Annotated in this window: 25 protein-coding genes; 6 read left to right on the top strand and 19 right to left on the bottom strand. The window is 72.1% G+C overall.

The annotated features are described in order from the left end of the window. Positions 1-118 precede the first annotated feature (118 nt). Together ACFYW5_RS11960 and ACFYW5_RS11955 are read left to right on the top strand one after the other, a co-directional pair. Positions 119-817: a GntR family transcriptional regulator gene (locus ACFYW5_RS11960; RefSeq protein ID WP_389416809.1), complete on the top strand. Its 699-nt coding sequence runs from the start codon at positions 119-121 to the stop codon at positions 815-817. A 151-nt stretch (positions 818-968) separates the two neighbouring features. Next, on the top strand, positions 969-1,619 hold the full coding sequence (locus tag ACFYW5_RS11955) for a hypothetical protein (RefSeq protein WP_389416808.1): 651 nt from the start codon (positions 969-971) through the stop codon (positions 1,617-1,619). A 12-nt stretch (positions 1,620-1,631) separates the two neighbouring features. Here ACFYW5_RS11955 and ACFYW5_RS11950 read toward each other — a convergent pair whose 3' ends face one another. Together ACFYW5_RS11950 and ACFYW5_RS11945 are read right to left on the bottom strand one after the other, a co-directional pair. After that, complete coding sequence (locus ACFYW5_RS11950; protein WP_389416807.1) at positions 1,632-1,925, bottom strand: DUF3303 family protein; 294 nt, start codon at positions 1,923-1,925, stop codon at positions 1,632-1,634. 122 nt (positions 1,926-2,047) lie between these two features. Beyond that, a complete protein-coding gene (locus tag ACFYW5_RS11945) occupies positions 2,048-3,331 on the bottom strand; it encodes an adenylosuccinate synthase (protein ID WP_389416806.1) in 1,284 nt (427 codons plus the stop codon). A 174-nt stretch (positions 3,332-3,505) separates the two neighbouring features. On the opposite strand from ACFYW5_RS11945, the gene ACFYW5_RS11940 reads away from it, so the two are divergent. Beyond that, positions 3,506-4,345 (top strand): diacylglycerol kinase, encoded by an 840-nt coding sequence (locus ACFYW5_RS11940; protein WP_389416805.1) that lies wholly within the window; start codon positions 3,506-3,508, stop codon positions 4,343-4,345. Between the two features lie 339 nt (positions 4,346-4,684). Then, on the top strand, positions 4,685-4,909 hold the full coding sequence (locus ACFYW5_RS11935; RefSeq protein WP_389416804.1) for a hypothetical protein: 225 nt from the start codon (positions 4,685-4,687) through the stop codon (positions 4,907-4,909). Here the strand turns inward: ACFYW5_RS11935 and ACFYW5_RS11930 are convergent. Further along, a complete protein-coding gene (locus tag ACFYW5_RS11930) occupies positions 4,893-6,095 on the bottom strand; it encodes a cytochrome P450 (RefSeq protein WP_389416803.1) in 1,203 nt (400 codons plus the stop codon). The genes ACFYW5_RS11935 and ACFYW5_RS11930 overlap by 17 nt on opposite strands. A gap of 77 nt (positions 6,096-6,172) precedes the next feature. On the opposite strand from ACFYW5_RS11930, the gene ACFYW5_RS11925 reads away from it, so the two are divergent. Next, entirely contained in the window at positions 6,173-6,988 is an 816-nt protein-coding gene (locus ACFYW5_RS11925; RefSeq protein ID WP_389416802.1) for a hypothetical protein, read from the top strand. Here the strand turns inward: ACFYW5_RS11925 and ACFYW5_RS11920 are convergent, their stop codons facing one another. The 14 genes from ACFYW5_RS11920 to ACFYW5_RS11855 form a co-directional block, all read right to left on the bottom strand. Next, positions 6,989-7,654: a response regulator gene (locus ACFYW5_RS11920; protein WP_389416801.1), complete on the bottom strand. Its 666-nt coding sequence runs from the start codon at positions 7,652-7,654 to the stop codon at positions 6,989-6,991. Continuing rightward, positions 7,651-8,976 carry a sensor histidine kinase gene (locus tag ACFYW5_RS11915; RefSeq protein ID WP_389416800.1) on the bottom strand — a complete coding sequence of 442 codons (1,326 nt, stop codon included), beginning with the start codon at positions 8,974-8,976 and terminating at the stop codon, positions 7,651-7,653. Before ACFYW5_RS11915 ends, ACFYW5_RS11920 begins: the two co-directional genes overlap by 4 nt. A gap of 84 nt (positions 8,977-9,060) precedes the next feature. Beyond that, on the bottom strand, positions 9,061-9,921 hold the full coding sequence (locus ACFYW5_RS11910; protein ID WP_389416799.1) for an alpha/beta hydrolase: 861 nt from the start codon (positions 9,919-9,921) through the stop codon (positions 9,061-9,063). 172 nt (positions 9,922-10,093) lie between these two features. After that, positions 10,094-11,287: a kynureninase gene (gene kynU, locus ACFYW5_RS11905; RefSeq protein WP_389416798.1), complete on the bottom strand. Its 1,194-nt coding sequence runs from the start codon at positions 11,285-11,287 to the stop codon at positions 10,094-10,096. Next, positions 11,280-12,119 carry a tryptophan 2,3-dioxygenase family protein gene (locus ACFYW5_RS11900; RefSeq protein WP_389416797.1) on the bottom strand — a complete coding sequence of 280 codons (840 nt, stop codon included), beginning with the start codon at positions 12,117-12,119 and terminating at the stop codon, positions 11,280-11,282. The genes kynU and ACFYW5_RS11900 overlap by 8 nt, the downstream gene beginning before the upstream one ends. A gap of 160 nt (positions 12,120-12,279) precedes the next feature. Beyond that, positions 12,280-12,693: a DUF3151 domain-containing protein gene (locus ACFYW5_RS11895; protein ID WP_351984480.1), complete on the bottom strand. Its 414-nt coding sequence runs from the start codon at positions 12,691-12,693 to the stop codon at positions 12,280-12,282. Positions 12,694-12,715: 22 nt separating this feature from the next. Then, on the bottom strand, positions 12,716-14,164 hold the full coding sequence (locus tag ACFYW5_RS11890; RefSeq protein ID WP_389416796.1) for an MFS transporter: 1,449 nt from the start codon (positions 14,162-14,164) through the stop codon (positions 12,716-12,718). Positions 14,165-14,229: 65 nt separating this feature from the next. Further along, positions 14,230-15,252 (bottom strand): class II fructose-bisphosphate aldolase, encoded by a 1,023-nt coding sequence (fbaA, locus tag ACFYW5_RS11885; protein ID WP_389416795.1) that lies wholly within the window; start codon positions 15,250-15,252, stop codon positions 14,230-14,232. Positions 15,253-15,379: 127 nt separating this feature from the next. Then, positions 15,380-15,928, bottom strand: a complete 549-nt coding sequence (pyrE, locus tag ACFYW5_RS11880) for an orotate phosphoribosyltransferase (RefSeq protein ID WP_389416794.1) — start codon at positions 15,926-15,928, stop codon at positions 15,380-15,382. Between the two features lie 10 nt (positions 15,929-15,938). Further along, the gene (locus ACFYW5_RS11875) at positions 15,939-16,736 is read right to left on the bottom strand and encodes an aldose 1-epimerase (protein ID WP_389416793.1); all 798 of its coding nucleotides are present in this window, start codon (positions 16,734-16,736) and stop codon (positions 15,939-15,941) included. A gap of 274 nt (positions 16,737-17,010) precedes the next feature. Then, on the bottom strand, positions 17,011-18,108 hold the full coding sequence (locus ACFYW5_RS11870) for an SRPBCC domain-containing protein (protein WP_389416792.1): 1,098 nt from the start codon (positions 18,106-18,108) through the stop codon (positions 17,011-17,013). 63 nt (positions 18,109-18,171) lie between these two features. Continuing rightward, positions 18,172-19,809 (bottom strand): polyamine aminopropyltransferase, encoded by a 1,638-nt coding sequence (locus ACFYW5_RS11865; RefSeq protein WP_389416791.1) that lies wholly within the window; start codon positions 19,807-19,809, stop codon positions 18,172-18,174. A 61-nt stretch (positions 19,810-19,870) separates the two neighbouring features. Further along, positions 19,871-20,407, bottom strand: coding sequence for a DUF2617 family protein (locus ACFYW5_RS11860; RefSeq protein WP_389416790.1), 537 nt, complete (start codon positions 20,405-20,407; stop codon positions 19,871-19,873). A gap of 373 nt (positions 20,408-20,780) precedes the next feature. Beyond that, positions 20,781-21,026, bottom strand: coding sequence for a hypothetical protein (locus ACFYW5_RS11855; RefSeq protein WP_389416789.1), 246 nt, complete (start codon positions 21,024-21,026; stop codon positions 20,781-20,783). Positions 21,027-21,164: 138 nt separating this feature from the next. Between ACFYW5_RS11855 and ACFYW5_RS11850 the strand changes: the two genes are divergently transcribed. After that, complete coding sequence (locus tag ACFYW5_RS11850) at positions 21,165-22,355, top strand: pyridoxal phosphate-dependent aminotransferase (protein ID WP_389416788.1); 1,191 nt, start codon at positions 21,165-21,167, stop codon at positions 22,353-22,355. A gap of 101 nt (positions 22,356-22,456) precedes the next feature. Here ACFYW5_RS11850 and ACFYW5_RS11845 read toward each other — a convergent pair whose 3' ends face one another. Both ACFYW5_RS11845 and clpB read right to left on the bottom strand, forming a co-directional pair. Continuing rightward, positions 22,457-22,987, bottom strand: a complete 531-nt coding sequence (locus ACFYW5_RS11845; protein WP_389416787.1) for a YbjN domain-containing protein — start codon at positions 22,985-22,987, stop codon at positions 22,457-22,459. A 102-nt stretch (positions 22,988-23,089) separates the two neighbouring features. After that, entirely contained in the window at positions 23,090-25,699 is a 2,610-nt protein-coding gene (clpB, locus tag ACFYW5_RS11840) for an ATP-dependent chaperone ClpB (RefSeq protein WP_389416786.1), read from the bottom strand. Between the last annotated feature and the right edge of the window lie 79 nt (positions 25,700-25,778).

Here is a 25,778-nt window from a genome sequence, read left to right as displayed (position 1 = left end):
AGGGCCGGTCCGGTCGCCGGGGTCGCCCCCGAGCGGCCGCGGAGCCCGAACGCGTAAGGTGGCGTGCTCGCAGATATGCGTGCATGCCACCCCGCGCGAAGAAGGAGACGTTCCGACCATGCCCGGCTCCAGCGGCAACGCCGCCGTGACCCGTAGCACCCTGCGGCAGCAGATCGCGGACGCGTTGCGGGACGAGGTGCTGGCCGGGCGGCTCCAGCCGGGGCAGGCGTTCACGGTCAAGGAGATAGCCGAGCAGTACGGCGTCTCCGCCACCCCCGTGCGCGAGGCGCTGGTCGATCTGTCCGCGCAGGGGCTGCTGGAGGCGGACCAGCACCGCGGCTTCCGGGTGCACGAGTACTCCGCCGACGACTACCGCGGGATCATCGAGGCCCGCGCCCTGGTCACCGACGGCATGTTCCAGGCCCTCGACGAAGGCCGCAGGGGGTACCGGCAGGCCGGGGACCCCCGGATCGCCGCCGCCCTGGCCGGCGTCCGCCGCCGCGGCGAAGAGGCCCAGCGGGCCGCCGGCGCCGGTGACCTCACCGTCCTCATAGGCTATGACCTGCGCTTCTGGCGCGAGCTGGCCTCCCTCTTCGGCAATCCCTACCTCGCCGACTTCCTGCACCGCCTGCGCGTCCAGTCCTGGGTGTGCGCCGTGCAGCATCTGCGGCTGCTGACCGACCTGCGCGGCGAGCTGTGGTCCGGCCACACCGAACTCGTCGACGCGCTGTCCGCGCGTGACACGGGCGCCGCGCGCTCGATCATCGCCGCGTACAACAGCCACTCCCTCTCCCTGATCGAGCGACTCGCGCCCTGAGGGAGGGGTAGGGGATCAGGGATGGGTATGGGATCTGCACAGCCCGTGCCCGCGACCGGTACTGGGGGGTTTCACCCCGGGCCGCACCCACTACTCTTCCTTGACCACCGCACTGCACCGCACTGCACCGCGCTACGCGAGGAGTCCTCTTTTGGCCTGTGACCTGTGGCTGGTACCGCTCGTCGACGTGTTGTGCCACACCCCCGACAACCCGTTCGCCGAGGAACTCGCGCAATACAACAAGGTGCTCGCCGAGGCCGGCCTCCCGCCGGTGCCGGTGTACCAGTACATGCCGGGCCTGACCGGCGAGGTCGCCCCGGTGGCCGGGTTCGACTACGACGCCCTGCACTTCCTGCGCCGGGCGTATCTCCTCCAGGTGTGCGGACTGCCGGTGACGCCGGTGGACGAACTCGGCGGCGACTACGAGCAGTTGCTGGAGATGTTCGAGGCCACGGCCCAGCAGTCGCACCTGGTCTGGCACTACGACCACGCCGGGGCGTATGTGCCCGTGGACTTCCCGCACCCCCTGTCGAGCGAGGAACTCCTCGCCGGGGGCGGTCCCCTGGGCTCCTCCCAGGCCCTGCTGCGGGAGCTGGAGTTCGTGGCCCCGTCGATCGGCATCGACCCGGCGAACCCCCCGGCGGCCCCCCAACCGCCGTCGGCTCCGACGGAGTTGGAGGAACCGGCCGTCCCGGCCCCGTACGATCCCAGTCCCTTCGCCCGGGAACGCCATGTCTGGCTGGGCCTGCACGCGGCGGCGACCCGCAGCCTGGCGCAGGGCTCGATGATCATCTTCAGCTGAGGCGGGAGAAGGTCAGCCGCCCAGCTGGGAGAGACCCTTCTGCAGATCCTCGACGTTCATGACCGGGGTGACGGTGACCTCGGCGTTGAGTTCGGTAAAGAACGGTTCGGCCGTCGGCGGGAGTTGGGAGCTGTCCTGGAGGTCCAGGACCATCCAGCAGGTACGGCGCCCGCCCTCCGGACCGAAGTACGCGGCCTCCGGCCTGAGCTTCTCCAGCGCGTTCTTCATCACCTCGGGCATCCTGCCGTTGCGGATGGCCTCGTTGCCCTTCTCGGTGTCCATGGTCGCTTTGAGCATCACTCGCATCGCAGCCTCCTCGACCGTGCCCCCGCTTCAGGATATGCCCGATATATCCAGAGCGGCACGGAAGAGGGGCGCCCCCGACGGGGACGCCCCTCCTCACCGCTCCGCCGCTGTGCCGGTCCGGGTCAGATGAACGAGTTGATCTCGATCGTCTCGTCCCGGCCCGGACCCACGCCGATCGCGGAGATCGGGGCGCCGGACATCTCCTCCAGCGCCTTGACGTACGCCTGGGCGTTCTTCGGCAGGTCGGAGAAGGACTTCGCCTTGCTGATGTCCTCGGTCCAGCCCGGCAGCATCTCGTAGACCGGCTTCGCGTGGTGGAAGTCGGACTGCGAGTACGGCAGCTCCTCGACCCGCTTGCCGTCGATCTCGTACGCCACGCAGACCGGGATCTGCTCCCAGCCGGTGAGCACGTCGAGCTTGGTCAGGAAGAAGTCGGTCAGGCCGTTGACCCGGGTCGCGTACCGGGCGATGACCGCGTCGAACCAGCCGCAGCGCCGGTCACGGCCGGTGGTGACCCCGCGCTCGCCGCCGATCCTGCGCAGCGCCTCGCCGTCCTCGTCGAGCAGCTCGGTCGGGAACGGACCGGCGCCGACGCGGGTGGTGTACGCCTTCAGGATGCCGATGACCCGGCTGATCTTCGTCGGGCCCACGCCGGCGCCGGTGCAGGCGCCGCCCGCGGTCGGGTTCGACGAGGTGACGAAGGGGTACGTGCCGTGGTCGATGTCCAGCAGCGTGCCCTGGCCGCCCTCGAAGAGCACGACCTTGTCGTCCTCCAGGGCCTGGTTCAGGACCAGCACCGTGTCGGCGACATACGGCCTGAGCTGCTCGGCGTAGGCCAGCAGCTCCTCGACCACCTGGTCCACGGCGATCGCGCGCCGGTTGTACAGCTTGGTCAGCAGCTGGTTCTTGACGTCGAGCGCCGCCTCGACCTTCTGCTGGAGGATGGACTCGTCATAGAGGTCCTGCACCCGGATACCGACGCGGTTGATCTTGTCCGCGTAGGTGGGTCCGATGCCGCGCCCGGTCGTGCCGATCTTCCGCTTGCCGAGGAAGCGTTCCGTCACCTTGTCGACGGTGACGTTGTACGGCGTGATGATGTGCGCGTTACCGCTGATGAGGAGCTTGGACGTGTCGACGCCTCGCTCGTTCAGCCCGCTCAGCTCGGAGAGCAGGACCGACGGGTCGACGACGACGCCGTTGCCGATGACCGGGGTACACCCCGGGGACAGGATTCCGGAAGGGAGAAGGTGCAGGGCGTACTTCTGATCGCCCACGACCACCGTGTGGCCGGCGTTGTTGCCGCCCTGGTAGCGCACCACATAATCGACCGAGCCACCGAGCAGGTCGGTGGCCTTTCCCTTGCCTTCGTCACCCCACTGAGCACCGAGCAGCACAAGTGCGGGCACGCGCGTACACCCCTTCCGGGCGGGGCATGTCCAAGGTCGAGGCGTACGGCATACGTACACCGGCGACCTGTGTCGGCCGCGACCCGTCGGACCGGATGCCCCGGAATAGACGAAGCCCCTGGCGCAATAGCGCAAGGGGCTCTTGCACAAAGATGCTACCCGAGGAAGCGAGGCATGGCCGAGGTGGTGACTTTCGCGACGTCCGATCAGCTGCTGGTGGTCATCGACCCGGTCGCCCGGAAATCGGACGGGGAGGCCGTGCGGATCGCGAAAGACGTGCTCAGCGCGGGTGCCGCGACGAAGGTGTGCCTGCCGGAGGGACCCGAGGAATTCGCCCGGATGCTCGCGCGCCGCGGGTCGCGCCGGCCCGTCGTGGTGGGCGACGACCGGGCGCTGATGCGCGCGGTGTCCCTGCTGCACCGTCGGCGGGAGCTGGCCGGATGTGCGCTGTCGGTGGTCCCGGTGGGCGGCGCGCTCTCCCTGGCCGGCGCCCTGGGCGTGCCCACGGGCACGGTGGCGGCCGCCCGGGCGGTCCTGGACGGGGTGGAGCGGCGCCTGGACCTGCTGGTGGACGACAGCGACGGGGTGGTGCTGGGGGCGCTGCGGATTCCCTCCCTGCCGCCGACGGGGAGCGCCGAGACCGTGGACGGCCGTCCCTGGCTGCGCACGTACCAGTCCCTGGTCCGCACCCTCGTCCCGGCCCGCCCGGCCCCGGTGCCGTCGGGCCCGGGTCCCACCCGGCTCCGGGTGGAGGTGGACGGGGTGACCCTGGTGGACCTGGACCAGCCGGTGGAGGGCGTCTCGGTGACCCCGCACGGCTCCGGTACGGCGTCGGTGGAGGTCCGCCCGGTGTCGGTGGGCGCGGAGGCGGCACCGCTGCTGGCGCGGGGCCGCAGGGTGACGGTGTCCGGCGCGGACTTCAGGTACCGGGCGGACGCGACGGAGGCGGGCCCGGTCCGCCGACGCACCTGGACGGTATGGGAGGGGGCACTCGGCCTGGTGGTACCGGGCTGAGGGGACGCCAGGGGCAGCCCCGACGGGCCGAGCGGAGACCCCTTGGCCGGGCGCAGGAAAGGGCTGAGGGAGCCCCTCCCGGCAGCGACCGAACAGGCTGAGGGGAACCTCCTGCTCGAAGCAGCCCGGACGGGTCGAGCGGAGACCCCTTGCCGGGGCGGCGCGAAGGGGCCGGGGCCCCTTGACCGGGGCGGTCGGCACGCTCCTCGGGCGCAGCCTCCAGCGCTGCGTCATCGTCGCCACCCCTCCGTCGGTGAACTCGAAGCAGGCCTGCGTCGGGCCGAGGCTCGCCACGCCTCGACGGAACCCGTGGGCGGTCCGCGCGCGTCACTCCCGGGCATGGGACAACGCGCACAAGCCGCCGGCGGCTGTCTGACCTCCGCGCTGGGCGCGGGCGCCGGACTCGCCGTGTGGTCGGCCGGCGCCCGGGGCCGGTTCCGGCGCTTCGAACAGGCCCCCGACTGGAGCGTGCTCTACGCCGAACTGCCGCTGGCGGTGCTCGGCGGCACCGCCGCCGCCCTCGGCGTATGGGCCCTGATCCGGCGCCTCACACCGACACGCTGAGCCCTTCCAGCCCCCGGATCACGAAGTTCGGCTTCCGTTCCGGCTCCGCCGCCAGGCTCAGCGTCGGCGCCCGCTCCAGCAGCGCCGTCATCGAGGCCGCCAGTTCGATGCGGGCCAGCGGTGCGCCGATGCAGTAGTGGATGCCGGCGCTGAAGGAGATGTGCGGGTTCTCGGTGCGGGTGAGGTCCAGCCGCTCGGGGTGTGCGAACACCTCGGGGTCGTGGTTGGCGGAGCCGAAGAGCATGGCGATCTCCGCGCCCCGGGGGATCGTCGTCCCGTCGATCTCGATCTCGTCCAGCACCCAGCGCTCGAAGAGCTGCAGCGGCGTGTCGTAGCGCATCAGCTCCTCCACGGCGGACGGGACCAGGGAGTGGTCGGCGCGCAGGGCCGCGAGCTGGGCGGGGTTGCGGAAGAGCGCGTACCAGCCGTTGACGGTGGAGTTGACGGTCGCCTCGTGCCCGGCGTTCAGCAGCAGGACGGCCGTGGAGATCATCTCCTGCTCGGTGAGCCGGTCACCCTCGTCGTGGGCGGCGATCAGCCCGGAGATCAGGTCGTCACCGGGCTCCTTGCGCCGCAGGGCGATCAGTTCCCGCAAGTACTCCGTGAACTCGACGGACGCCCGCACCGCCTTCGTGGCCGTCTCCTCGGACGGGTTCAGCTCGTACATCCCGCAGATGTCGGCCGACCAGGGCCGCAGCGGAGCCCGGTCCGCCTCCGGGATGCCCAGCATCTCGGCGATCACCGCGACCGGCAGCGGCTCGGCGACATCGGCGAGCAGATCCCCGCCGCCCGCCGCGACCAGCCGGTCGACGAGCTCCCCGGCGAGCCGGGTCACGTACGGCTTGAGCCGCTCGACCGTCCTCGGGGTGAACGCCTTCGACACCAGGCGCCGGATCCGGGTGTGGTCCGGCGGCTCCAGATCGAGCATCCCGTGGTCGTTGAGGGTGTGGAACGGCTCGTGCTCGGCGGGCGGAGCGGTCCGCCCGAACTCCTCGTGGGTGAAGCGGTGCTGGTACGTCCGCCCCAGGCGCCGGTCGCGCAGCAGCGCCGACACATCGGCGTGCCGCGGCACCAGCCACTGGTTCGTGGGCTCGAAGTACTGCACACGGCCCCGGGCGCGCAGCTCGGCGTAAGCGGGGTACGGGTCGGCGAGAAACGCCGGGTCCCACGGATCGAAGGCTCCCATGACCGGACGCTAGCCCGGCGGACCCGTCCCTGGCCAGGGGGTCCGGAATGCTCGGCTCCCCCTTTACGATCACGCGCATGTCGATCATGCCGTCGGTTCCGGTGTTGCGGGGCCGCAAGAACACCTCCCTCCAGCTCGACGGGTCCGTCCTGGTCCTGCGGGTGCGGGAGGAGGAGCACCGCATACCCCTCGCGGCCGTCGCCCAGGTCCGCAGCGAGCGCCGGTCCGTCGAGGTCGTGCTGACCGCGCCGCACGGGAGCCGGCCGGCCGTCCACCGGCTCGACGACGTCAGCGAGGCCGCCGCCGACGCCTTCGCCGGGGCCGTCAACGCCGCCCTGCCGGACGGGTCCGGCCCCGCCGTCGACGGTTCGGCCCTCGTCACCGTCCGGACCCTGGACGACGAGCGCCGCAAGGTCCGGCTGCGGCGGGCGATCGGGCTCGGCTGGCTCGCGCTGATCCTCGTGTTCGCCGGGGAGACCGTACTGCTCACGCTCACCGGCGACGCCGAGATGATCTTCCTGATCTGGGTGTGCGGACTTCTCGGCGCGGTCTCCGTCCACGTGGGAGTGCGCCTGACCCCGTTCGGAAAGCCGGCCTGGCGGCTGCCCAGACACGGTGTCACGGTGCTGGCGGAGTACGACGGCTACCACGACGGGATGCACGTGTACGCCTTCACCGACCTGAGCGGCAAGAAGTACGGGTACACGCCGCCCGGTTACCGGGGCGACACCGTCGAGGTCGTCTACGACCCCCGCGACCCCTTCAGCGGCACCGAGCGGAGCATGCTCATGGGCCGCTCGACCCTGCTGATCCCGCTGATCATCTTCGGCGGCCTCGGCGGCCTGATGCTCCTGCTCGTCCTCACGATGATCCCCGCCGCCCTGTTCGGCTGATCACCCCGGCGTCACCAGCCGCGCCTCGTACGCGAACACCGCCGCCTGGGTGCGGTCCCTGAGGCCGAGCTTCACCAGGACGCGGCTCACATGCGTCTTGATCGTCGACTCGGCCACGACCAGGCGCTCGGCGATCTCCGCGTTGGACAGGCCCTGGGCGATCAGCACCAGGACCTCCGTCTCGCGTTCGGTGAGGTCGCCGTAGGCCGCCCGGGCGCCGGAGAAGGACCGCGGGGTCTCGGAGAGCTTGGAGAACTCCGTGATCAGACGGCGGGTGACCGAAGGGGCCAGCAGGGCCTCGCCGGAGGCCACCACCCTTACCCCGTCGGCGAGTTGGCGGGCCGAGGCGTCCTTCAGCAGGAAGCCCGAGGCACCGGCCCGCAGCGCCTGGTAGACGTACTCGTCCAGATCGAAGGTGGTCAGCACCAGCACCTTCGCCGCCCCGTCGGCCGCCACGATCTCCCGGGTCGCCTCGATGCCGTTCAGTTCGGGCATCCGGATGTCCATCAGGACGATGTCGGGGGCGAGTTCGCGGACCTTGGCCACGGCCTCCCTGCCGTTCACCGCCTCGCCGACGACCTCGATGTCCGGCATCGCGTTCAGCAGGACCGAGAAGCCCTCGCGCACCATCATCTGGTCGTCCGCGATCAGTACGCGGATCGTCATGCGGCACCCTCGTCCGGGGTCACGACCGGCAGGAACACGGTCACTTCGTAGCCTCCGTCGTCCGTCGGGCCGGCCGTCATCCCGCCGTTCAGCATCGTCACCCGCTCACGCATGCCGGTGATGCCGTGGCCGGCCCCGGGCGACGGCTTGACCAGGGCGGGCGCGGGGGGCGGGGTGTTCACCACGCGCAGGCCCAGGCCGCCGAGGACGTATCCGATCTCGACCTTCGCACGCGCGCCGGGCGCGTGCCGCAGGGTGTTGCTCAGCGCCTCCTGCACTATTCGGTACGCCGACAGCTCGACGCCCTGCGGCAGTTCCCGCACCGCCCCGGTCACCGTCTTGTCGACGCCGAGCCCGGCGTCGCGCACATTGGCGAGCAGGGCGTCGAGGTCGCCGAGGGTGGGCTGCGGGGCGTCGGGGGCCTCGTAGTCCTCGGCGCGTACGACGCCCAGGACGCGGCGCAGTTCGGTCAGGGCCGCGACCGCGTTCTCCCGGATGGTGGCGAAGGCGCGCTCCAGCTCCGGCGGCGGGTTCTGCACCCGGTAGGGGGCGGCCTCGGCCTGGATGGCGACGACCGACATGTGGTGGGCGACCACGTCGTGCAGCTCGCGGGCGATCGTGGTGCGCTCCTCCAGCAGGGTGCGCCGGGAGCGCTCCTGCGCGGTCTCGGTCTGCTGCGCGGTGACCTCCTGCTCGGCGTCGCGGCGGATGTGCCAGACGGCCACGCAGAGCAGCACCAGCGCGGAGACGACCAGCATGGGGCCGGTGTTGGTGCTGTAGTAGTAGTAACTCGGGCCGTAGTCGGTTGCCTCCGCCACCAGGCCGTACGCCGCCGTCAGCACCCACATCCACCCCGCCGTGCGCGGCCGGGTGCGCACGGCCACGACCGTCAGCACCGCCAGATGACTGGCGAAGGCCCCGGCCGTCCACGGCCAGTCGGCCCAGCTGCCGGCCAGCACCCCGACGACCGGGGTGGCGGCCATGGACAGCCAGAACGCCCCGACGGGCCGCACCATGGTCAGCAGCACGGGGAGCGCGCAGAGCGGACCGGCCAGCACCCACGGGCTGCCCGTGTCGATGGTGCCGAGCGGCAGGGTGAGCAGGGCCGCCGCGACGATCACGGCGTGCGGGAGCCAGGCCGCGTACTCCCGCAGCGGGCCGGGCAGCCGCCGGGTCAGCGGGCCGTCGACGCGCATCCGGGGCAGCGGACGGTAGGCGAAGGCGTCGTGGAACAGGTCCCGCCGCAGCCCGCGCAGGGCGTCCGCGGCCAGCCGGAACTCCGGGCTGTGGGTCTTGCTGGTCGTGTCGGTCACGTGCAGCACGGTAGGCGGCGGCCCGGGTCGCCGTCGTCACCTGCGAGAAGGGTCTCGCGGGGTCCGTCTCAAGTACTACGGCCGTACCCGCGCTCACCAGGCGAGCTGGGCGATCTCCTCCGCCACCACCGCGCAGGCGTCCGCCGCCGGGTCGATCAGCGGGAAGTGGCCGACGTCCTCCAGCAGCGTGAGCCCGACCACCTCGCCCGCCTTCGCCGCGGCGTCCGCGTAGGACTCGGCGACCAGCTGGGGGACATCCATGTCCGTACGGCCCTGCACGAGGGTGGTGGCGATGCCGGTGGGCAGCAGCAGCGCGGGATCGGCGTACGGCCGCCGCTCGGCGAACCCCTCGTCACCGCCGAGGAGTTGGCGGGCCGCGCCGCCGCAGACGCCGAGCTTGTCGGCGACCGCGAAGTCGGCGATGGGGGCGAGGGCCACCACACCCCGCAGGAAGGGCGGGCCCACGGTGCGCCAGGGGGCGTCGGCGGGCAGGAGGTGCCGGGCCGCCGCCCACAGCGCGAGATGGCCGCCGGCGGAGTGGCCGGTGACGACGGTACGGCGGGGGTCTGCCCCCGGGAGGGCCTCGCGGACCAGGTCCGGGAGGGCGTCCAGGGCGGCGGCCACGTCGTCGAAGGTGTCGGGCCAGCGGCCGGCCAGCTCGCTGGCGCCCTCCGCTCCCTTGCGGTACTCGACGTTGGCCACGGCGAAGCCCCGGCGGGCCAGGAAGGCGGCGAACGGCGTCATGTGGCGACGGTCGTAGGGGGCCCGCCAGGCGCCGCCGTGCAGGACGACCACCAGCGGGGCGAGGGGGCTCTCGGTGCGCGGGGCGTAGAAGTCGATCACCTGGTCGGGGTGGTCGCCGTACGCGGCGGTGGTGTCCGGGTCGACAGGCGGATGCGAGAAGGCCGACTGCTCCTCTGCGGCGGCCCGGGCTGCGGCAGCGTCGTCCGGCATGCTCCAACCTCTCAGCGGCGAAATACAGTTGGCGGACCAGGTGATGTTCTCGGCCGTTGGCGGGGACGGTATCAGGCCCGTGACGTGCGCGGACACCGGGATGTGACGCTGGGTGAGGGGTAAACGGTTCTGTCGGGGGCGGGGTGGGCGCCGCGCCGCCCCGCCCCCCGGGTCAGGCGAGCAGTTCGCCCAGCGTCCGCGCCGCCTTCTCCACGTCCGCGAACCCGACGTACAGCGGCGTGAAGCCGAAGCGCAGGACGTCCGGGGCCCGGAAGTCGCCCACCACGCCCCGCTCGATCAGGCGCTCCATCACCGTGCCCGCGTCCGCGCAGCGCAGGGCGACCTGGCTGCCGCGCTCCGCGTGGGCGGCCGGGGTCAGGGACTCCACGCGCCCCGCCGGCACGTACTGCGCCACGCACTCCAGGAAGAAGTCCGTCAGCGCCAGCGACTTGGCCCGTACCGACGCGATCGACACGTCCCGCCAGACGTCCAGTGCCGCTTCCAGGGCGAGCATGGAGAGGATGTCCGGGGTGCCGACCCGGCCGCGCAGGGCGCCCGCGGCCGGTGCGTAGTCGCCGCGCATGCCGAAGGGCTCCGCGTGGGAGTTCCAGCCCGGCAGCGGGGAGTCGAAACGGGGCTGCAGGTCACGTCGTACGTACAGGTAGGCCGGTGAACCCGGGCCGCCGTTCAGGTACTTGTACGTGCAGCCCACCGCCAGGTCGACGCCGTGGGCGTCCAGGTCCACCGGCAGCGCGCCCGCGCTGTGGCACAGGTCCCAGACCGCCACGGCGCCCGCCGCCCGTACCGCCGCCGTCAGCGACGGCAGGTCGTGCAGCCGGCCCGTGCGGTAGTCGACGTGGTTCAGCAGCACCGCCGCGGTCCGGGGACCGAGCGCCCCCGGCACCTGTGACGGCCGTACCGGGCGCAGTGTGCGGCCGGTCATCCGGGCCGCCGACTCGGCGAGGTAGCCGTCCGTGGGGAAGGTCGTGGCGTCCACGAGGATCTCGTCGCGCCCCTCCCCCGCCATCCGCACGGCCGCCACCAGCGCCTTGAAGACGTTGACGCTGGTGGAGTCGCCGACCACGATCTGCCCCGGCGCCGCCCCGACCAGCGGAGCGATCCGGTCGCCGATCCGCTCGGGCGCGGTCCACCAGCCGCTCTCCTCCCAGGACCGGATGCGCAGGGCGCCCCACTGCCGCGCGACCACGTCCGCGACCTTCTCCGGCACGTTCACCGGCAGGGCGCCCAGCGAGTTGCCGTCCAGGTAGACGGCCTCGTCGAGCGCGAACTCGGCGCGCTTGTGGGCGAGTTCGTCCGCCGCGTCCAGCTTCTCCGCCCGTGCGGACAGCTCAGACAGCTCAGACATAGGACCTCGCCGTCCACAGCTCGGGGAAGACGTTCTTGCGGGCCCGCTTTTCCAGCCAGGCCACCCCGGCCGAGCCGCCGGTGCCGGTCTTCGCGCCCATCGCGCGCCGGGTGGCGACCAGGTGGTCGTTGCGCCAGCGCCACACCAGCTCGGCGACGTCCGTCAACGCCTCGCCCAGCCGGGCGACTTCGTCACCGGCGTCGCCGGAGTAGACGGCGGTCCAGGCGGCCTCGACCGCTTCGGAGGGCTCGTAGCGCTGGGAGACGTCGCGCTTCAGCACCTCCTCGGGGATGGCGTGCCCGCGCCGCGCCAGCAGCCGCAGCACCTCGTCGTACAGGCTCGGCTCGTGCAGCGCCTTCTCCAGTTCCGCGTGGACGCGGGGCGCGCCGCGGTGCGGGACGAGCATGGACGCGGACTTGTCGCCGAGCAGGAATTCCATCCGGCGGTACATGGCCGACTGGAAGCCGGAACCCTCGCCGAGGGCAGAGCGGTAGGAGTTGAACTGGGCCGGGGTGAGCTGGCCCAGCGGCTTCCAGGAGGCGTTGAGCGCCTCCAGCTCCCGCACCGAGCGCTTCAGCGCGTCGATCGCGACCGCCACCCGGTCCTCGCGCAGGGCGTGCGCGGCGGTCTCCCACTCATGGACCACGACGGTGAACCACAGCTCCATGACCTGGGTGGTGACCAGGAAGACCATCTCTCCGGGATCGTCGGAGAGGGTGTGCTGGAGGTGGGTGAGCACATCCGCCTTGACGTAGTCCTCGTACGGCGTCGTGCCGGCGAAGTCGAGATGCGGGGTCTCGGGCTCGTGGGTTTCGTGAGCCTCTTGGGACATCGCTGTCTCCTGTGGTAACTCCGGGTAGCGGTCCGCCCCTGCCGTTACCGACACGGGGGCCCCGGTCCCCACCCGAATCCTCCGGTGTGTCCCCCGGAAAGTGCAAGGCCCGACTGGATCACAGCCGGACCCGCACTCGAGGCGCCGTCCCGCCGACGGGCTAGCCCAGTGTCTGGGCGGCCGCCGGCGAGGAGTCCTTCAGGAACTGCGTGCAGCGCTCGTACTCCTCCTGCTCGCCGATGGAACCGGCGGCCCGGGCGAGGGCGTGCAGGGCGCGCAGGAAGCCGCGGTTCGGCTCGTGCTCCCACGGCACCGGGCCGTGGCCCTTCCAGCCGCTGCGGCGCAGGGCGTCCAGACCGCGGTGGTAGCCCGTACGGGCGTAGGCGTACGACTCCACGACGCTGCCCCGCTCGAACGCCTCGTCGGCCAGCTGGGCCCAGGCCAGGCAGGACGTCGGGTACTGCGCGGCGACGTCCGCGGGGGCCGTGCCGGACGCGAGGAGCTCACGGGGCTCCGGGTCGTCGGGGAGGTGGGTCGGGGGCGGGCCCCCGAGGAGGTTCTCGTGAATCGTCATGGGCTCCAGTCTGAGGCATCCGCTAGGGGATGCGTCCCTTGGCCCGTTCCCCTTCCAGGGGCGGCGCGGTGATCGAGCCATGGGTGAGGCACTCCGGCCGCCGGCAGTCCGGCGGCAGCCGTCGTACGGTCGCGAAGGCCACGGCGGAGCCCACCACCATCACCCCGGCGCACAGCAGCATGGCCCGGCCGAAGGAGTCGTCGAAGGCGTCCGGGGAGCGGTAGGCGTCCTCCCCCATCCCGGTCAGCAACGGCAGCGCGGCCACCGCCACCAGACCGGCGGCGCGGGCGGCCGCGTTGTTGATGCCGCTGGCCAGGCCCGCCCGCGTGACATCCACGGAGGCGAGGACGGTGGAGGTGAGCGGGGCGACCAGGGTGACCAGGCCGGCCCCGAAGACGAGGACGGCGGGCAGCACGTCGGCCGCGTACGAGGCGTCCGGCCCGACCCGCAGCATCAGCAGCAGCCCGGCCGCGCACACCAGCGGCCCGGCGGTGAGCGGGATCCGCGGGCCGATCCGGTCGGCCAGCTCGCCGGACCGGGCGGAGAGCAGCAGCATCAGGACCGTCGTCGGCAGCAGGGCCGTACCCGCGGCGAGCGCCGAGTAGCCCGAGACGACCTGGAGCTGGAGCGCGGCGAGGAAGAAGAACCCGCCGAGGGCCGCGTACACGCACAGGGTGACCAGGTTGACGGCGGTGAACTGGCGGGAGGCGAAGATGCCGAGCGGCATCATCGGGTCGGGGCGCCGCTTCTCGACCTGGACGAAGGCGATCCCGAGGGCGACGCCCAGGGCCGCGCTGATCCAGTCCGACTCGATCAGCGCGTACGTCACCAGCGCGAGCGCCAGCGCGCCGAGGGCGGCACCGAGCACGTCGAAGCGGCCGTGTTTGCTGCCGTCGCCCGATTCCGGCACATGGCGCAGGGCGACCGGCACGCACAGCAGGGCCAGCGGCACGTTGAGCAGGAACACCCACCGCCAGCCGGGTCCGTCCACCAGCCAACCGCCGAGGAACGGCCCCACGGCCGCCCCGATGCCGCCGAACCCGGACCACAGGCCCACCGCCCGGCCCCGGTCGTCGGGGTGGAAGGAGGCCTGGATGAGGGCGAGGGAGCCGGGCGTGAGCAGCGCCCCGCCGATGCCCTGGAGGGCGCGGGCGGCGATCAGGATCTCGGCGTTCGGGGCGAGCCCGCACAGCAGGGAGGCGACCGCGAACCAGATCACGCCGATGACGAAGATCCGGCGGCGGCCGTAGCGGTCGCCCAGGGAGCCACCGAGCAGGATCAGCCCGGCCAGGGCGAGCATGTACGCGTTGACCGTCCACTGCAGGGCGGAGAGGTTCGCGTCCAGGTCCTCGCCGATCCGCGGGAGGGCGACGTTGACCACCGTCGAGTCCAGCAGGGCCATGCTGGATCCGAGCACGGTGGTGAGCAGGATCCACTTGCCCTGCGCGGAGGCGATCCGGACGTCACGCATGCCCCCAGGTATACAGCGAGCCCGGCGCCGTAGGCAGGCGCCGGGCTCAGCAGTGCACTCAGGAACTACTTGATCTTGGTGCCCGTGGAGCGCAGGTTCCCGCAGGCCTCGACGACGCGCGCGGCCATGCCCGCCTCGGCCAGCTTGCCCCAGGTCCGCGGGTCGTAGGTCTTCTTGTTGCCGACCTCGCCGTCGACCTTCAGGACGCCGTCGTAGTTCTGGAACATGTGGGCGGCGACCGGACGCGTGAAGGCGTACTGGGTGTCGGTGTCGAGGTTCATCTTCACGACGCCGTTCTCCAGCGCGGTGGCGATCTCCTCCGCGGTGGAGCCGGAACCGCCGTGGAAGACGAAGTCGAACGGGCTGGACTTGCCGTACTTCTCGCCCACGCCCTGCTGGAGGTCCTTCAGCAGCTCGGGGCGGAGGACGACGTTGCCCGGCTTGTAGACGCCGTGCACGTTGCCGAAGGAGGCGGCCAGCAGGTAGCGGCCCTTCTCACCCAGGCCGAGGGCCTCGGCGGTGCGCAGGGCGTCGTCGACGGTGGTGTACAGCTCGTCGTTGATCTCGTGGGTGACGCCGTCCTCCTCGCCGCCGGTCGGGGTGATCTCGACCTCGAGGATGATCTTCGCGGCGGCGGCGCGGGGCAGCAGCTCCTGGGCAATGGCCAGGTTGTCGGCCAGGGTCTCGGCGGAGCCGTCCCACATGTGCGACTGGAACAGCGGGTTGCGGCCGGCCTTCACGCGCTCCTCGGAGACCGCGAGCAGCGGGCGTACGTAGCCGTCCAGCTTGTCCTTCGGGCAGTGGTCGGTGTGCAGCGCGATGTTGACGTCGTACTTGGCGGCGACGATGTGCGCGAACTCGGCCAGGGCGACGGCGCCGGTGACCATGTCCTTGCTGTGCTGGCCGCCGAGGAACTCCGCGCCACCGGTGGAGATCTGGACGATGCCGTCGCTCTCGGCCTCCGCGAAGCCGCGCAGCGCAGCGTGCAGGGTCTGGGAGGAGGTCACGTTGATGGCCGGGTAGGCGAACTTGCCTGCCTTCGCCCGGTCGAGCATCTCGTTGTAGACCTCGGGGGTTGCGATGGGCATGTGTCCGCTCCTTGTGATGTGCGGGTTGCGTTCTGCGTGCTGACGGCCCTGACCTAGACCTGGGGAGGCGACATCGTCGTCGTCGCGCCCATCCTTCCAGACGAACCGGGATGCTCCGAGAGCCGTCTCAGTCCAGGCCCAGCTCGTCCTTGGAGTAGGCGAAAAGGTACGGCACCCCGGCGCCCTCCTCGATCTTCTCGGCGGCCCCGGTCGCCCGGTCGACGATCGTGGCGACGGCGACGACCTCGGCGCCGGCCTCGCGCACGGCCTCCACGGCGGTCAGCGGGGAGCCGCCGGTGGTGGAGGTGTCCTCGACGACGAGCACCCGGCGGCCCGCGATGTCCGGACCCTCGACGCGGCGCTGGAGCCCGTGCGCCTTGGCGGCCTTGCGGACGACGAAGGCGTCCAGCTTGCGGCCGCGGGCCGCGGCGGCGTGCAGCATCGCCGCGGCGACCGGGTCGGCGCCCATGGTCAGGCCGCCGACCGCGTCGAAGTCCAGGCCGTCGGTGAGGTCAAGGAGCACCTGGCCGACCAGCGGGGCGGCCTCCCCGTCGAGGGTGATGCGGCGCAGGTCGACGTAGTAGTCGGCCTCCAGCCCCGAGGAGAGGGTCACCTTGCCGTGCACCACGGCCTTGTCCTTGATCTGTTGCAGCAGTGCGCCACGTGCGTCCGTCATGCCGAACAGCTTATTCGGCGTGGAGGCGGGTCCAGCTCCAGGTGGTCGTGGCCTCCAGCGGCTCCAGCGGGGTGACCAGGCGGGGGAGGGTGTTCAGTCCGTTCGGCGGACCGGTCTGCGGCTCCACGCAGACGGCGGCCTCCTGCTCGTCGTAGACGACGACCCATTTCTCGCGGCTGGTCACCCTCAGCGCGAGCCGGCCCGGCCAGGTGAGGGTGACGTCCACGCCGTCCGGCATGCCGAAGCAGTCGTCCCACGGGCCCGGCTTCGGGTCGATGCGGTGACCGGTGGGCAGGTGGTCCTCGCCGCGCTCCTCCTGCCAGGCGGGGGCGAAGTCGAGGGTGGCGTCCGCGCCGCCGAGGGTGCGGTTGAACCACGGGTGCCAGCCGATCTGGGCCGGGAAGGAGTCCTCGTACGTCTCCACCGACATGGTGAGCGTCAACGAGCTCTCGGTCAGGCTCACCACCTGGGTGACCCGTCCGCTGTGCGGCCACGGGTCCACCAGGTCGTACGTCATCACCGCCTCGTCCGGTGTCCGGCGGGCGGTGCGCCAGGCGCCGTCGCGGGCCGTGCCGTGGATGGCGTGGGGCGGGGAGTTCAGGGGCATCTGGACGACGTCGGCGCCGTCCCGGAAGCGGCCGTCCCTGATGCGGCCGCACCACGGGACCATAGGGAAGCACCCGAACCGGTCGCCCTGGCGCAGGAGTTCGGTTCCGCCGACACGGAGTCCTCCGATCCGGCCACCCTTGCCCGGTTGTACGGTCACCTCCGCGTCGCCCGCGGTCAGCGTGATCTCTGCATCACTCACGGGACGACCCTACTGGGCCGTTCAAGAGGGCCTACGCGCCACGTCGACCCTACGGGCGTCTCCTGATGACCCGGCTGACGCCAATCACGGAGGCAGGGCGAGGGCGGCCACGGGGGTCGCCCAGGGGAGCGCTGAGACGGCGGCGATGAATTGGGGCGCGGGGGCGGCGTCTCCGCAGCGCGCGACTCACGGCGATCGCGGAGGCCACGGCGAGCACCGCCTCAGGAGGCGCCCAGCGGAGCGCGGGGACGGGGGCGTAGTAGCCGCGTCGGTCCTACCGGCGTCGCCTCAGGGCCCGGCTGACGACGATCGCGGAGGCCACGGCGAGGGCCGCCGCGGGGGCCGCCCAGCGGAGCGCGGAGACGGGGGCGGTGGAGTGGGGGGCCGGGACGGGGGCGTAGCGGCCGCGGGGCGGGGCGTGGTCGACCTCTTCGGCGCTGCGGCCGATCATGGTGCGGCGCGCGTGCGCGGCTTCGGGGGCGGCCTGCGGAGCCTCCTCGCCGTCCGGGGATGGGGGCGGGCCCGGCGGAGTCTCTACGACATCCGCGGGCTCGGGGGCCTCGGGCGCCGGGGTCTCCGGCTCGGGAGTAGCGGGCTTCGCGGTCTCAGCCGCCGGGGCTTCCGGCTCTGCCGCCGCGGTGTCAGGTGCCGGGGTCTCAGGTGCCGGAGCCTTCGACTCGGGGGTAGCAGGCTTTGTGTTCTCGGGCGCCGCAGGCTCCCGCTCGGAAGTGGCGGACTTCGCGGTCTCGGCCGCCGGAGCCTCCGACTCGGAGGCAGCAGGCCCCGCGGTCTCAGCTCCGGCGGTCTCCGGCTCGGGCGCCGCGGTCTTGGGCGCCGCGGTCTTGGGCGCCGCGGTCTCCGGCTCGGAGGTAGCAGGCCCCGCAGTCTCGGGCGCCGCCGTCTCCGGCTCGGGCGCCGCGGGCTCCCGGTCGGGACGTGTAAGGGCCGCGTCCGGCTGGGGCTCTGTTGACGGGAGGTTTTCCGCGAAGCGGGTCAGTAGTCTCGTCATCGCCGAGTCGACCTGGTCCGGCGGGAGTTGGGCGATGCGGCCGTCCGCCGTCGCCGTGGCGTCGAAGGTCAGCGTCGAGCCGTCCTCCGCCTCACTCACGCGCAGCGTCAGGGACAGCTTCACCGAACCCGTCCCCCGCGCCTCGGTCGCGTCACCCTCCACCGCGTACGTGCCGTCCTCCCGCGGTGCCAGCCGCAGGACGCCGCGGTACGTGATCGTGTGGCCGCCCACCCGTACCTTCAGGCGTCCGCTCATCGGGGTCCGCGCGCCCGCGTCCTGCTGGAGCCCGGGAAGCGCCCGGGCAACCCGCGCGGGGTCGGACAGCGCCTCCCGCAAGCGAGCCGTGGATACCGGAACGAACACGTCAAGCTCCATGTCAGCGGAGCCTACCCAGGGAAGGTGCCGTCGCACCCCTCGTCGCCGCAATCAGTAGCGCGGATGCACCAGCGTGGACGCCGGCAGCCCCCGTACCCGAGAGACCCCCGCCGCCTTTGCGTCCTCCCGCAGACGGGCCTCGGTCAGGGTGCGCAGGCGCGGCCCCTCCGGGGGCAGACCCAGGACCGGGGCGGAACCCCGCGCCGCCAGGACGAAGCCCCAGTCGTGCGGTGCGTCCGCCCGCCTGGCGGAGCGGTCCGGACCCGCCGCGAAGCCGTGGTCCCGCCCCGCCACGCAGTACGGCGCCGTCCGCAGGCCCGCCGCCCGCAGCGTCGCCTCGACCGTCCAGAAGACCCCGGGCCGGGACACCGCCGGGCCCGTGTGCACCACCAGGCGTCCGTCGTCGGCCAGCACCCGCCTGACCAGGCCGTAGAACTCCTGCGAGTACAGCTTGGTGCTCGCCGTGATGCCCGGGTCGGGGAGGTCGGAGACGACGACGTCGTAGCGGACGGTGGGCGTTCCCCGCAGATGGCGGAAGGCGTCCGCCGTGACGACCCGCACCCGGGGGTCGGCGTGGACATGGCCGTTGAGGCGGCTGAGGGCCGGGTCCTCGCGGGCCAGCCGGACCACCTCGGCGTCCAGTTCCACGATGTCCACCCGGCGCACCCCGCGCTGCCGCAGCACTTCTCGCGCCGCCAGCCCGTCACCGCCGCCCAGGATCAGCACCCGCTCGTGCGGACCGTTCATCGCCGGGTGGACCAGGGCCTCGTGGTAGCGGTGCTCGTCGCGTCCGCTGACCCGGAGGCGGCCGTCGAGGTAGAGGTCGACCGGGTCGCCGTGGGTGCCGCCGGTGAGGACCACCTCCTGGACGTCGGTCTGGACCGCCACGCGGACGTCGGCGCCGTACACCGCGTGCCGGGCGGCCCGCTCGAAGTCGTCGACATGGGCGGCGGCCGCGGCCAGGATGCCGAGGGCCACGAGATTGCCGGCGAGCAGCAGCAGCCGGGCGCGCCGGGTCAGGTCACCGCGGAACAGGCCGAGCACCAGGGCACCGCCGGCCAGCGCGTTGACCGCGCCGGTGATCAGGGCGCCGGTCAACTGGCCCAGCAGGGGCAGCAGGAGGAACGGAAAGGCGAGGCCCCCGACGAGCGCGCCGACGTAGTCCGCGGCGAACAGGTCGGCCACCGCGCCGCCCGCGTCCTGCCGCCGGATGCGCTGGATCAGCTCCATCAGCAACGGCACTTCGGCGCCGATCAGCAGGCCGATGGCGAGGGAGAAGGCGACCAGCAGCACCCGGGGCCCCTCGCCCCAAGGGCCGCCCCAGTCGCCGGTCCAGGCGAACACGCCGTACAGCGCCGGCGCGCTGCACCCGCCGACCAGGGCGAGGACCGTCTCGATCGCGCCGAACCCGGCGGCGGCGTGCCAACGCAGGCGTTTGGCGACGAGCGAGCCGAGGCCCATGGCGAAGACCATGACGGACAACACCACGGAGGCCTGGGTGACCGAGTCGCCGATCAAGTAGGAGGCGAGGGCGACCAGTTCGAGTTCGTACACCAGTCCGCAGGCGGCGCAGACGAAGACGCACGCGAGGACCAGGAACCGGCCCGTCGCCGGCCGGACGGGCAGCCGCGCCGGGTCGCCCCAGGGTGCCGGGGCGGCGGGCGGGGCGGGCGCGTGCGGTTCGATCACGCTGCGACGTTACGTCACGGGCGCGTCACGCTTTGTCACCCACACGTGTGGAACTGCCGTCTCAAACCCCCGATGCGCTCAGGGCGCTTGCCGGAACCCGGACCCCGACCCGGCTCCGGGTCGCCACCAACTGGCCGTCCTGCGGGTAGGCATGCCAGGTCCGCCAGTGCACCTGGCCCTCGCGCCAGTGCGCCAGCATCGCGGTGAACGCGTGCGGGCTGCCGGGGAAGACGCCGGCCAGACCATGCGGATGGTCGGCGACCAGCGCGAGCAACTCCTGGGCGCGCCCGGCGAACTGACCCGGCGCCAGCACCTCGACGCGGGCGGCGAACTCGTACTCCCAGTCGCCGACGCGCTTGGCGACGCCCAGCGGGAGGGGCGTGCTGCTGCCCGGGATGCACGCCACCGTCTCCGAGGAGTTGCCCCGCTCCTCCTCCAGGATGACCTGGTGGGACGCGCCGAGGAGTCTCAACTGGAGCTTCGCCGAGCACAGTTCGAGGTCGAGGGTGGCCAGTGCGGGGAGCGGCTCACGCCCCAGGGCCCAGGCGAGGTCGGCCGCGCGCGTGTCGGTGTAGGCGGTGTTCAGGGTCGTGAGCATGGATCGGCTCCGCTAGCGAGCAAAGAAAAGGGGAGGTGTGGTCCGGCGCATCCCGGTCGGCACCGGGAGATCGGCCCGGTCAGCCCGGTCGGCGAGTCAGGGGGGTGGCCGCGGGGCGTACGAGGGCTGCGTTGGTGATTTAGAGGGAATCATGAACGGCGGCGCCACCACAGCGTTTTTACCCAACTTCGTAGGGTTTCCATCCCTCAGGGGGCTGCACAGCGCAACTGTTCAACCCCCGCGTGCGCCGTGTCGGCTGGGTCGTACGCCGGAGCACGGCCCCAGCCGCGCCCACGACGGCGGGACCCGCCCTCGTGGGCGGGCCCCGCCGGTCCGGATGCGGTTCCCCCTGCCGGAGCTCAGCTGCCCCGTGTCAGCTGCCTCCCCCGCATCCGCCCCCGCCGCCCCCACCGCAGGACGACGATCCGCCCCCGCACGACGAGCCGCCGCTGTCCCCGCCCCCGGCCCACCAGCCGCCGCTGCCGCCGTCGGTGCCGTCGTGACGGCGGGACGAGCGCCGGCTGCCGTGGGCCATCTGCCGGTTACCGGCACCCACGATCGCCAGCATGATCAGACCCGCGAACAGAACCACCAGGATGATGCCGATAGCCATGGGCATGACGTCACCCTCCTCCCGTTTGGCGCAGCTCCCCCGAAGCGGCCCCCCGTGGGCGCCTCGCCAGCTGCGTGACCGGGAAATGCCCCTCCCGCTCGCGGCCCAAAGCAGAGTTGAGGAACTCCAGAGCTTCGGCGCAGGATGACCGCCATGACCTCACGCGCGCGTCCCCTTCTCAACCGCAGCCTCGCCGAGTTCGGAACGACGATCTTCGCCGAGATGTCGGCGCTGGCCCTGACCACCGGAGCCATCAACCTGGGCCAGGGATTCCCCGACACCGACGGTCCCGAGGAAATCCGGGAGGCGGCGGTGCGCGCGCTGCGCGACGGACGCGGCAACCAGTACCCGCCGGGCCCCGGCGTGCCCGAGCTGCGCACCGCGGTCGCCGCGCACCAGGAGCGCCGGTACGGCCTGTCCTACGACCCGGACACCGAGGTCCTGGTGACGGCGGGGGCGACGGAGGCGATCGCCGCGTCCTTGCTGGCGCTGCTGGAGCCGGGCGACGAGGTGGTGGCGCTGGAGCCGTACTACGACTCCTACGCGGCCTGTATCGCGATGGCGGGTGGCCGCCGGGTCCCGGTCACCCTGCGCCCGGACCAGGGACGCTTCCGTCTCGACCTCGACGAGCTGCGCGCCGCGGTCACCGACCGCACCCGGCTGCTGCTGATCAACACCCCGCACAACCCCACCGGCACGGTCCTCAGCCGTGAGGAGCTGGCCGCGGTGGCGGAGCTGGCCGTGGCGCGGGACCTGCTGGTGGTGACGGACGAGGTGTACGAGCACCTGGTCTTCGACGGCGCCGAGCACCTGCCGCTGGCCGGCTTCCCCGGGATGCGGGAGCGGACGGTCACCATCGGCTCCGCGGGCAAGAGCTTCTCGTTCACCGGCTGGAAGGTCGGCTGGGTGACCGCGGCTCCCGGGCTGGTGGCGGCCGTACGTTCGGCGAAGCAGTACCTGACGTACGTGGCCTCCGGGCCCTTCCAGTACGCCGTCGCCGAGGCGCTCGCGCTGCCCGACTCCTTCCTCGCCGGGTTCCGCGCGGACATGCAGGCCAAGCGGGACCTGCTCGCGGCGGGCCTGCGGGACGCGGGCTTCGGGGTGTTCACCCCGTCGGGCACCTACTTCATCACCACCGACATCCGCCCGCTCGGCGAGTCGGACGGCTTCGCCTTCTGCCGCGCCCTGCCCGAGCGCGCCGGGGTCGTCGCCATCCCCAACGCCGTCTTCTACGACCACCGGGACGAGGGCGCGCCCTTCGTCCGGTTCGCCTTCTGCAAGCGGACCGAGGTGCTGGCGGAGGCCGCGCGGCGCCTGAAGCACCTGGCCGGCTGACACCGGTCGACCGGTTGACCGGCGCGTACGGCAAGAGCCCGCCCCGGGCACGCGACCGAGTCGGTCGGTGCCCCGGACGGGCTCCCGTGGGTCCGGGCCGGTTACTCCTCGTCGCCCTCGGGCTTCTCGGTGTCGTTGACCTCCTGCTCCAGGCCGAGCTGCTCCACCAGCCACTTGTCGAACTCGATGGCGGCGCGCACCCAGCTGACCGTGGAGGAGACGAAGTGCTCCAGGCTGACGCCGGTGCCGATCAGCATCTGCGCCTCGCCGATCAGGCGGACGGTGCCGTCGTCGTGGGTGTGGGTGTACAGCTTGGGCCACAGGGTGCGCCGGTTCCAGTCGTCGATGGACTCCAGCAGCTGCGGCTTCTCGTCGATCTGGTGGGGGCGGTCGTAGAACGTCCGCACCGAGAAGATCTGCTGCTCACCCTCGCCGCGGAACATGAAATACGTACGGAACTGCTCCCACGGCGCCGCGAGGTCACCCTCGTCGTCGACGACGTACTTGAGCTCCATCTGGTCGAGGAGCTGCTTCACGAGGTCCTGATCCGGGACGACGGGGCCCGCCGGACCTTGGGGCTGCGGCTCGGGCTGGCCCCCGAAGTTCGGAATCGAGGACGGGTCGATGGTCACCGTGTATTTCCCTTCGTACGGATCCCGCCATCCTCTCCCATGCGGGGAGGGGGGTGGCAAGCCCCGCCCCGCATGGTTCACCTGCGGTTGGCGGATTTCAGCTCAGAGCGTTTTTCCGGTCGCCGGTCCTACGATCAGACCGTCGCCGAAGGTGTCCACGCGGACCGTGTCGCCGTCCTTGATCTCGCCGGCCAGGATCTCCTTGGCGAGGCGGTCGCCGATGGCCGTCTGGATCAGGCGGCGCAGCGGCCGGGCGCCGTAGGCGGGGTCGTTGCCCTCGTCGGCGAGCCAGGTCAGGGCCTCGTCGGTGATCTCCAGGGTGAGGCGGCGCTCGGCGAGCCGCTTGGCCAGGCGGTCGATCTGGAGGCGGGCGATCCGGCGCAGCTCGTCCTTGCCGAGCGCCGAGAAGACGACCAGGTCGTCCAGGCGGTTGAGGAACTCCGGCTTGAAGGCGGTCCGCACCACCTCCAGGACCTGTTCCTTCTTCTCCAGCTCGGTGCTGATCGGGTCGACCAGGAACTGGCTGCCGAGGTTCGAGGTCAGCACGAGGATGGTGTTGCGGAAGTCGACCGTGCGGCCCTGTCCGTCGGTGAGCCGTCCGTCGTCCAGCACCTGGAGCAGGATGTCGAAGACCTCGGGGTGCGCCTTCTCCACCTCGTCCAGCAGCACCACGGAGTACGGCCGCCTGCGCACCGCCTCCGTCAGCTGGCCGCCCTCCTCGTACCCGACGTAACCGGGAGGCGCGCCCACCAGCCGGGACACGCTGTGCTTCTCGCCGTACTCCGACATGTCGATGCGGACCATGGCCCGCTCGTCGTCGAAGAGGAAGTCGGCCAGCGCCTTGGCCAGCTCGGTCTTGCCGACGCCGGTGGGGCCGAGGAAGAGGAAGGAGCCGGTGGGCCGGTCGGGGTCGGCGATGCCCGCGCGGGTGCGCCGTACGGCGTCGGACACGGCCTGGACCGCCTCCGTCTGGCCGATGAGCCTGCGGCCCAGCTCCTCCTCCATGCGCAGCAGTTTCTGGGTCTCGCCCTCCAGCAGGCGTCCCGCCGGGATGCCGGTCCAGGCGGCCACGGTGTCGGCGATGTCGTCCGGCCCGACCTCCTCCTTGACCATGGTGTCCTTGGCGGCCTCCTCCTCGGCCTCGGAGGCTGCCTCCAGGTCCCGCTCCAGGGTCGGGATCTCGCCGTAGAGCAGCTTGGAGGCGGTGTCGAAGTCGCCGTCGCGCTGGGCCCGTTCGGCTTGGCCGCGCAGTTCGTCGAGCTTCTCCTTCAGCTCACCGACCCGGTTGAGGGACTGCTTCTCCTTCTCCCAGCGGGCGGTCAGGCCGCGCAGCTCCTCCTCCTTGTCGGCGAGGTCACGGCGCAGCCGCTCCAGGCGCTCCCGGGAGGCGGGGTCGGTCTCCTTGCTCAGCGCCAGCTCCTCCATCTTCAACCGGTCGACGGCGCGCTGGAGTTCGTCGATCTCGACGGGCGAGGAGTCGATCTCCATCCGGAGGCGGGAGGCCGCCTCGTCGACCAGGTCGATGGCCTTGTCGGGGAGAAAGCGGGAGGTGATGTAGCGGTCGGAGAGGGTGGCGGCGGCGACCAGCGCGCTGTCGGCGATCACGACTTTGTGGTGGGCCTCGTAGCGGCCCTTGAGTCCGCGCAGGATGGCGATCGTGTCCTCGACCGTCGGCTCGGCGACCAGCACCTGCTGGAAGCGGCGCTCCAGCGCGGGGTCCTTCTCGATCCGCTCGCGGTACTCGTCGAGGGTGGTGGCGCCGACCATGCGCAGCTCACCGCGGGCGAGCATGGGCTTGAGCATGTTCCCGGCGTCCATGGCGGAGTCGCCGCCGGCGCCGGCGCCCACGACGGTGTGCAGCTCGTCGATGAACGTGATGATCTGACCGTCGGAGTCCTTGATCTCCGCGAGCACGGTCTTCAGCCGCTCCTCGAACTCGCCCCGGTACTTGGCCCCGGCGACCATCGCGCCGAGGTCCAGCGCCACCAGCCGCTTGTCCTTCAGCGACTCGGGCACGTCCCCCTTCACGATCCGCTGGGCGAGGCCCTCCACGACGGCGGTCTTGCCGACGCCGGGCTCGCCGATGAGGACGGGGTTGTTCTTGGTACGGCGGGACAGCACCTGGACGACCCGGCGGATCTCCTGGTCCCGGCCGATGACGGGGTCGAGCTTGCCCTCCCGTGCGGCGGCCGTGAGGTCGGTACCGAACTTCTCCAGGGCCTTGTACTGGCCCTCCGGATCGGCTGTGGTCACCCGGCGTCCTCCCCTTGCCTTCCGAAACGCCTCCAGCAGCTTCTTCGCGGTGGCGCCCTGCTGGGAGAGTACGTCGGCGGCCGGGCCGCCCTTCGCCGCGATACCGATGAGCAGGTGCTCGGTGGAGAGGTACTCGTCCCCCAGCTCCTGGGCCTTGGCCTGCGCCTCGGCGATCGCCGCGAGCAGCTCCCGGTTGGGCTGCGGGGGCGCCACGGTGGAGCCGGTGACGCTGGGCAGGCCGGCGAGCACCCTCTCGGCCCCGGCGCGCACGGCCGCCTGGTCGGCCTCCACGGCGGTCAGCAGGTCGGTGATGTTCGCGGTGTCCTGCCCGCGGCCTTGCCCCTGCAGCAGAGCCAGGAGCAGATGGGCGGGTGTGAGGTCGGGGTGGCCCTCCGTCACGGCCCGGTTGCCGGCCGCGTTGATGGCGTCCCGGCTCCTGTTGGTCAGCTCTGCGTCCACAGTCGACTTCTCCTCCTGTCGAGAGCCCTTATCCACGCTGACTCAGCCAACGTACACAAAGTTGAGTCTATTCCACTCA

The sequence above is a fragment of the Streptomyces sp. NPDC002779 genome (genome assembly GCF_042888685.1).
Lineage (GTDB): Bacteria > Actinomycetota > Actinomycetes > Streptomycetales > Streptomycetaceae > Streptomyces.
Note: the sequence above shows the minus strand (reverse complement) of the source record. Positions and strands in the feature narration are given on the sequence as shown.

What these genes read in the sequence shown, in the direction of transcription:
- ACFYW5_RS11960 (WP_389416809.1), top strand. Translation starts at nt 119, where the DNA reads ATGCCCGGCTCCAGCGGCAACGCCGCCGTGACCCGTAGCACCCTGCGG.
- ACFYW5_RS11950 (WP_389416807.1), bottom strand. Translation starts at nt 1,925, where the DNA reads ATGCGAGTGATGCTCAAAGCGACCATGGACACCGAGAAGGGCAACGAG.
- ACFYW5_RS11940 (WP_389416805.1), top strand. Translation starts at nt 3,506, where the DNA reads ATGGCCGAGGTGGTGACTTTCGCGACGTCCGATCAGCTGCTGGTGGTC.
- ACFYW5_RS11935 (WP_389416804.1), top strand. Translation starts at nt 4,685, where the DNA reads ATGGGACAACGCGCACAAGCCGCCGGCGGCTGTCTGACCTCCGCGCTG.
- ACFYW5_RS11930 (WP_389416803.1), bottom strand. Translation starts at nt 6,095, where the DNA reads ATGGGAGCCTTCGATCCGTGGGACCCGGCGTTTCTCGCCGACCCGTAC.
- ACFYW5_RS11925 (WP_389416802.1), top strand. Translation starts at nt 6,173, where the DNA reads ATGTCGATCATGCCGTCGGTTCCGGTGTTGCGGGGCCGCAAGAACACC.
- ACFYW5_RS11920 (WP_389416801.1), bottom strand. Translation starts at nt 7,654, where the DNA reads ATGACGATCCGCGTACTGATCGCGGACGACCAGATGATGGTGCGCGAG.
- ACFYW5_RS11910 (WP_389416799.1), bottom strand. Translation starts at nt 9,921, where the DNA reads ATGCCGGACGACGCTGCCGCAGCCCGGGCCGCCGCAGAGGAGCAGTCG.
- kynU (WP_389416798.1), bottom strand. Translation starts at nt 11,287, where the DNA reads ATGTCTGAGCTGTCTGAGCTGTCCGCACGGGCGGAGAAGCTGGACGCG.
- ACFYW5_RS11900 (WP_389416797.1), bottom strand. Translation starts at nt 12,119, where the DNA reads ATGTCCCAAGAGGCTCACGAAACCCACGAGCCCGAGACCCCGCATCTC.
- ACFYW5_RS11895 (WP_351984480.1), bottom strand. Translation starts at nt 12,693, where the DNA reads ATGACGATTCACGAGAACCTCCTCGGGGGCCCGCCCCCGACCCACCTC.
- ACFYW5_RS11890 (WP_389416796.1), bottom strand. Translation starts at nt 14,164, where the DNA reads ATGCGTGACGTCCGGATCGCCTCCGCGCAGGGCAAGTGGATCCTGCTC.
- fbaA (WP_389416795.1), bottom strand. Translation starts at nt 15,252, where the DNA reads ATGCCCATCGCAACCCCCGAGGTCTACAACGAGATGCTCGACCGGGCG.
- pyrE (WP_389416794.1), bottom strand. Translation starts at nt 15,928, where the DNA reads ATGACGGACGCACGTGGCGCACTGCTGCAACAGATCAAGGACAAGGCC.
- ACFYW5_RS11860 (WP_389416790.1), bottom strand. Translation starts at nt 20,407, where the DNA reads ATGCTCACGACCCTGAACACCGCCTACACCGACACGCGCGCGGCCGAC.
- ACFYW5_RS11855 (WP_389416789.1), bottom strand. Translation starts at nt 21,026, where the DNA reads ATGCCCATGGCTATCGGCATCATCCTGGTGGTTCTGTTCGCGGGTCTG.
- ACFYW5_RS11850 (WP_389416788.1), top strand. Translation starts at nt 21,165, where the DNA reads ATGACCGCCATGACCTCACGCGCGCGTCCCCTTCTCAACCGCAGCCTC.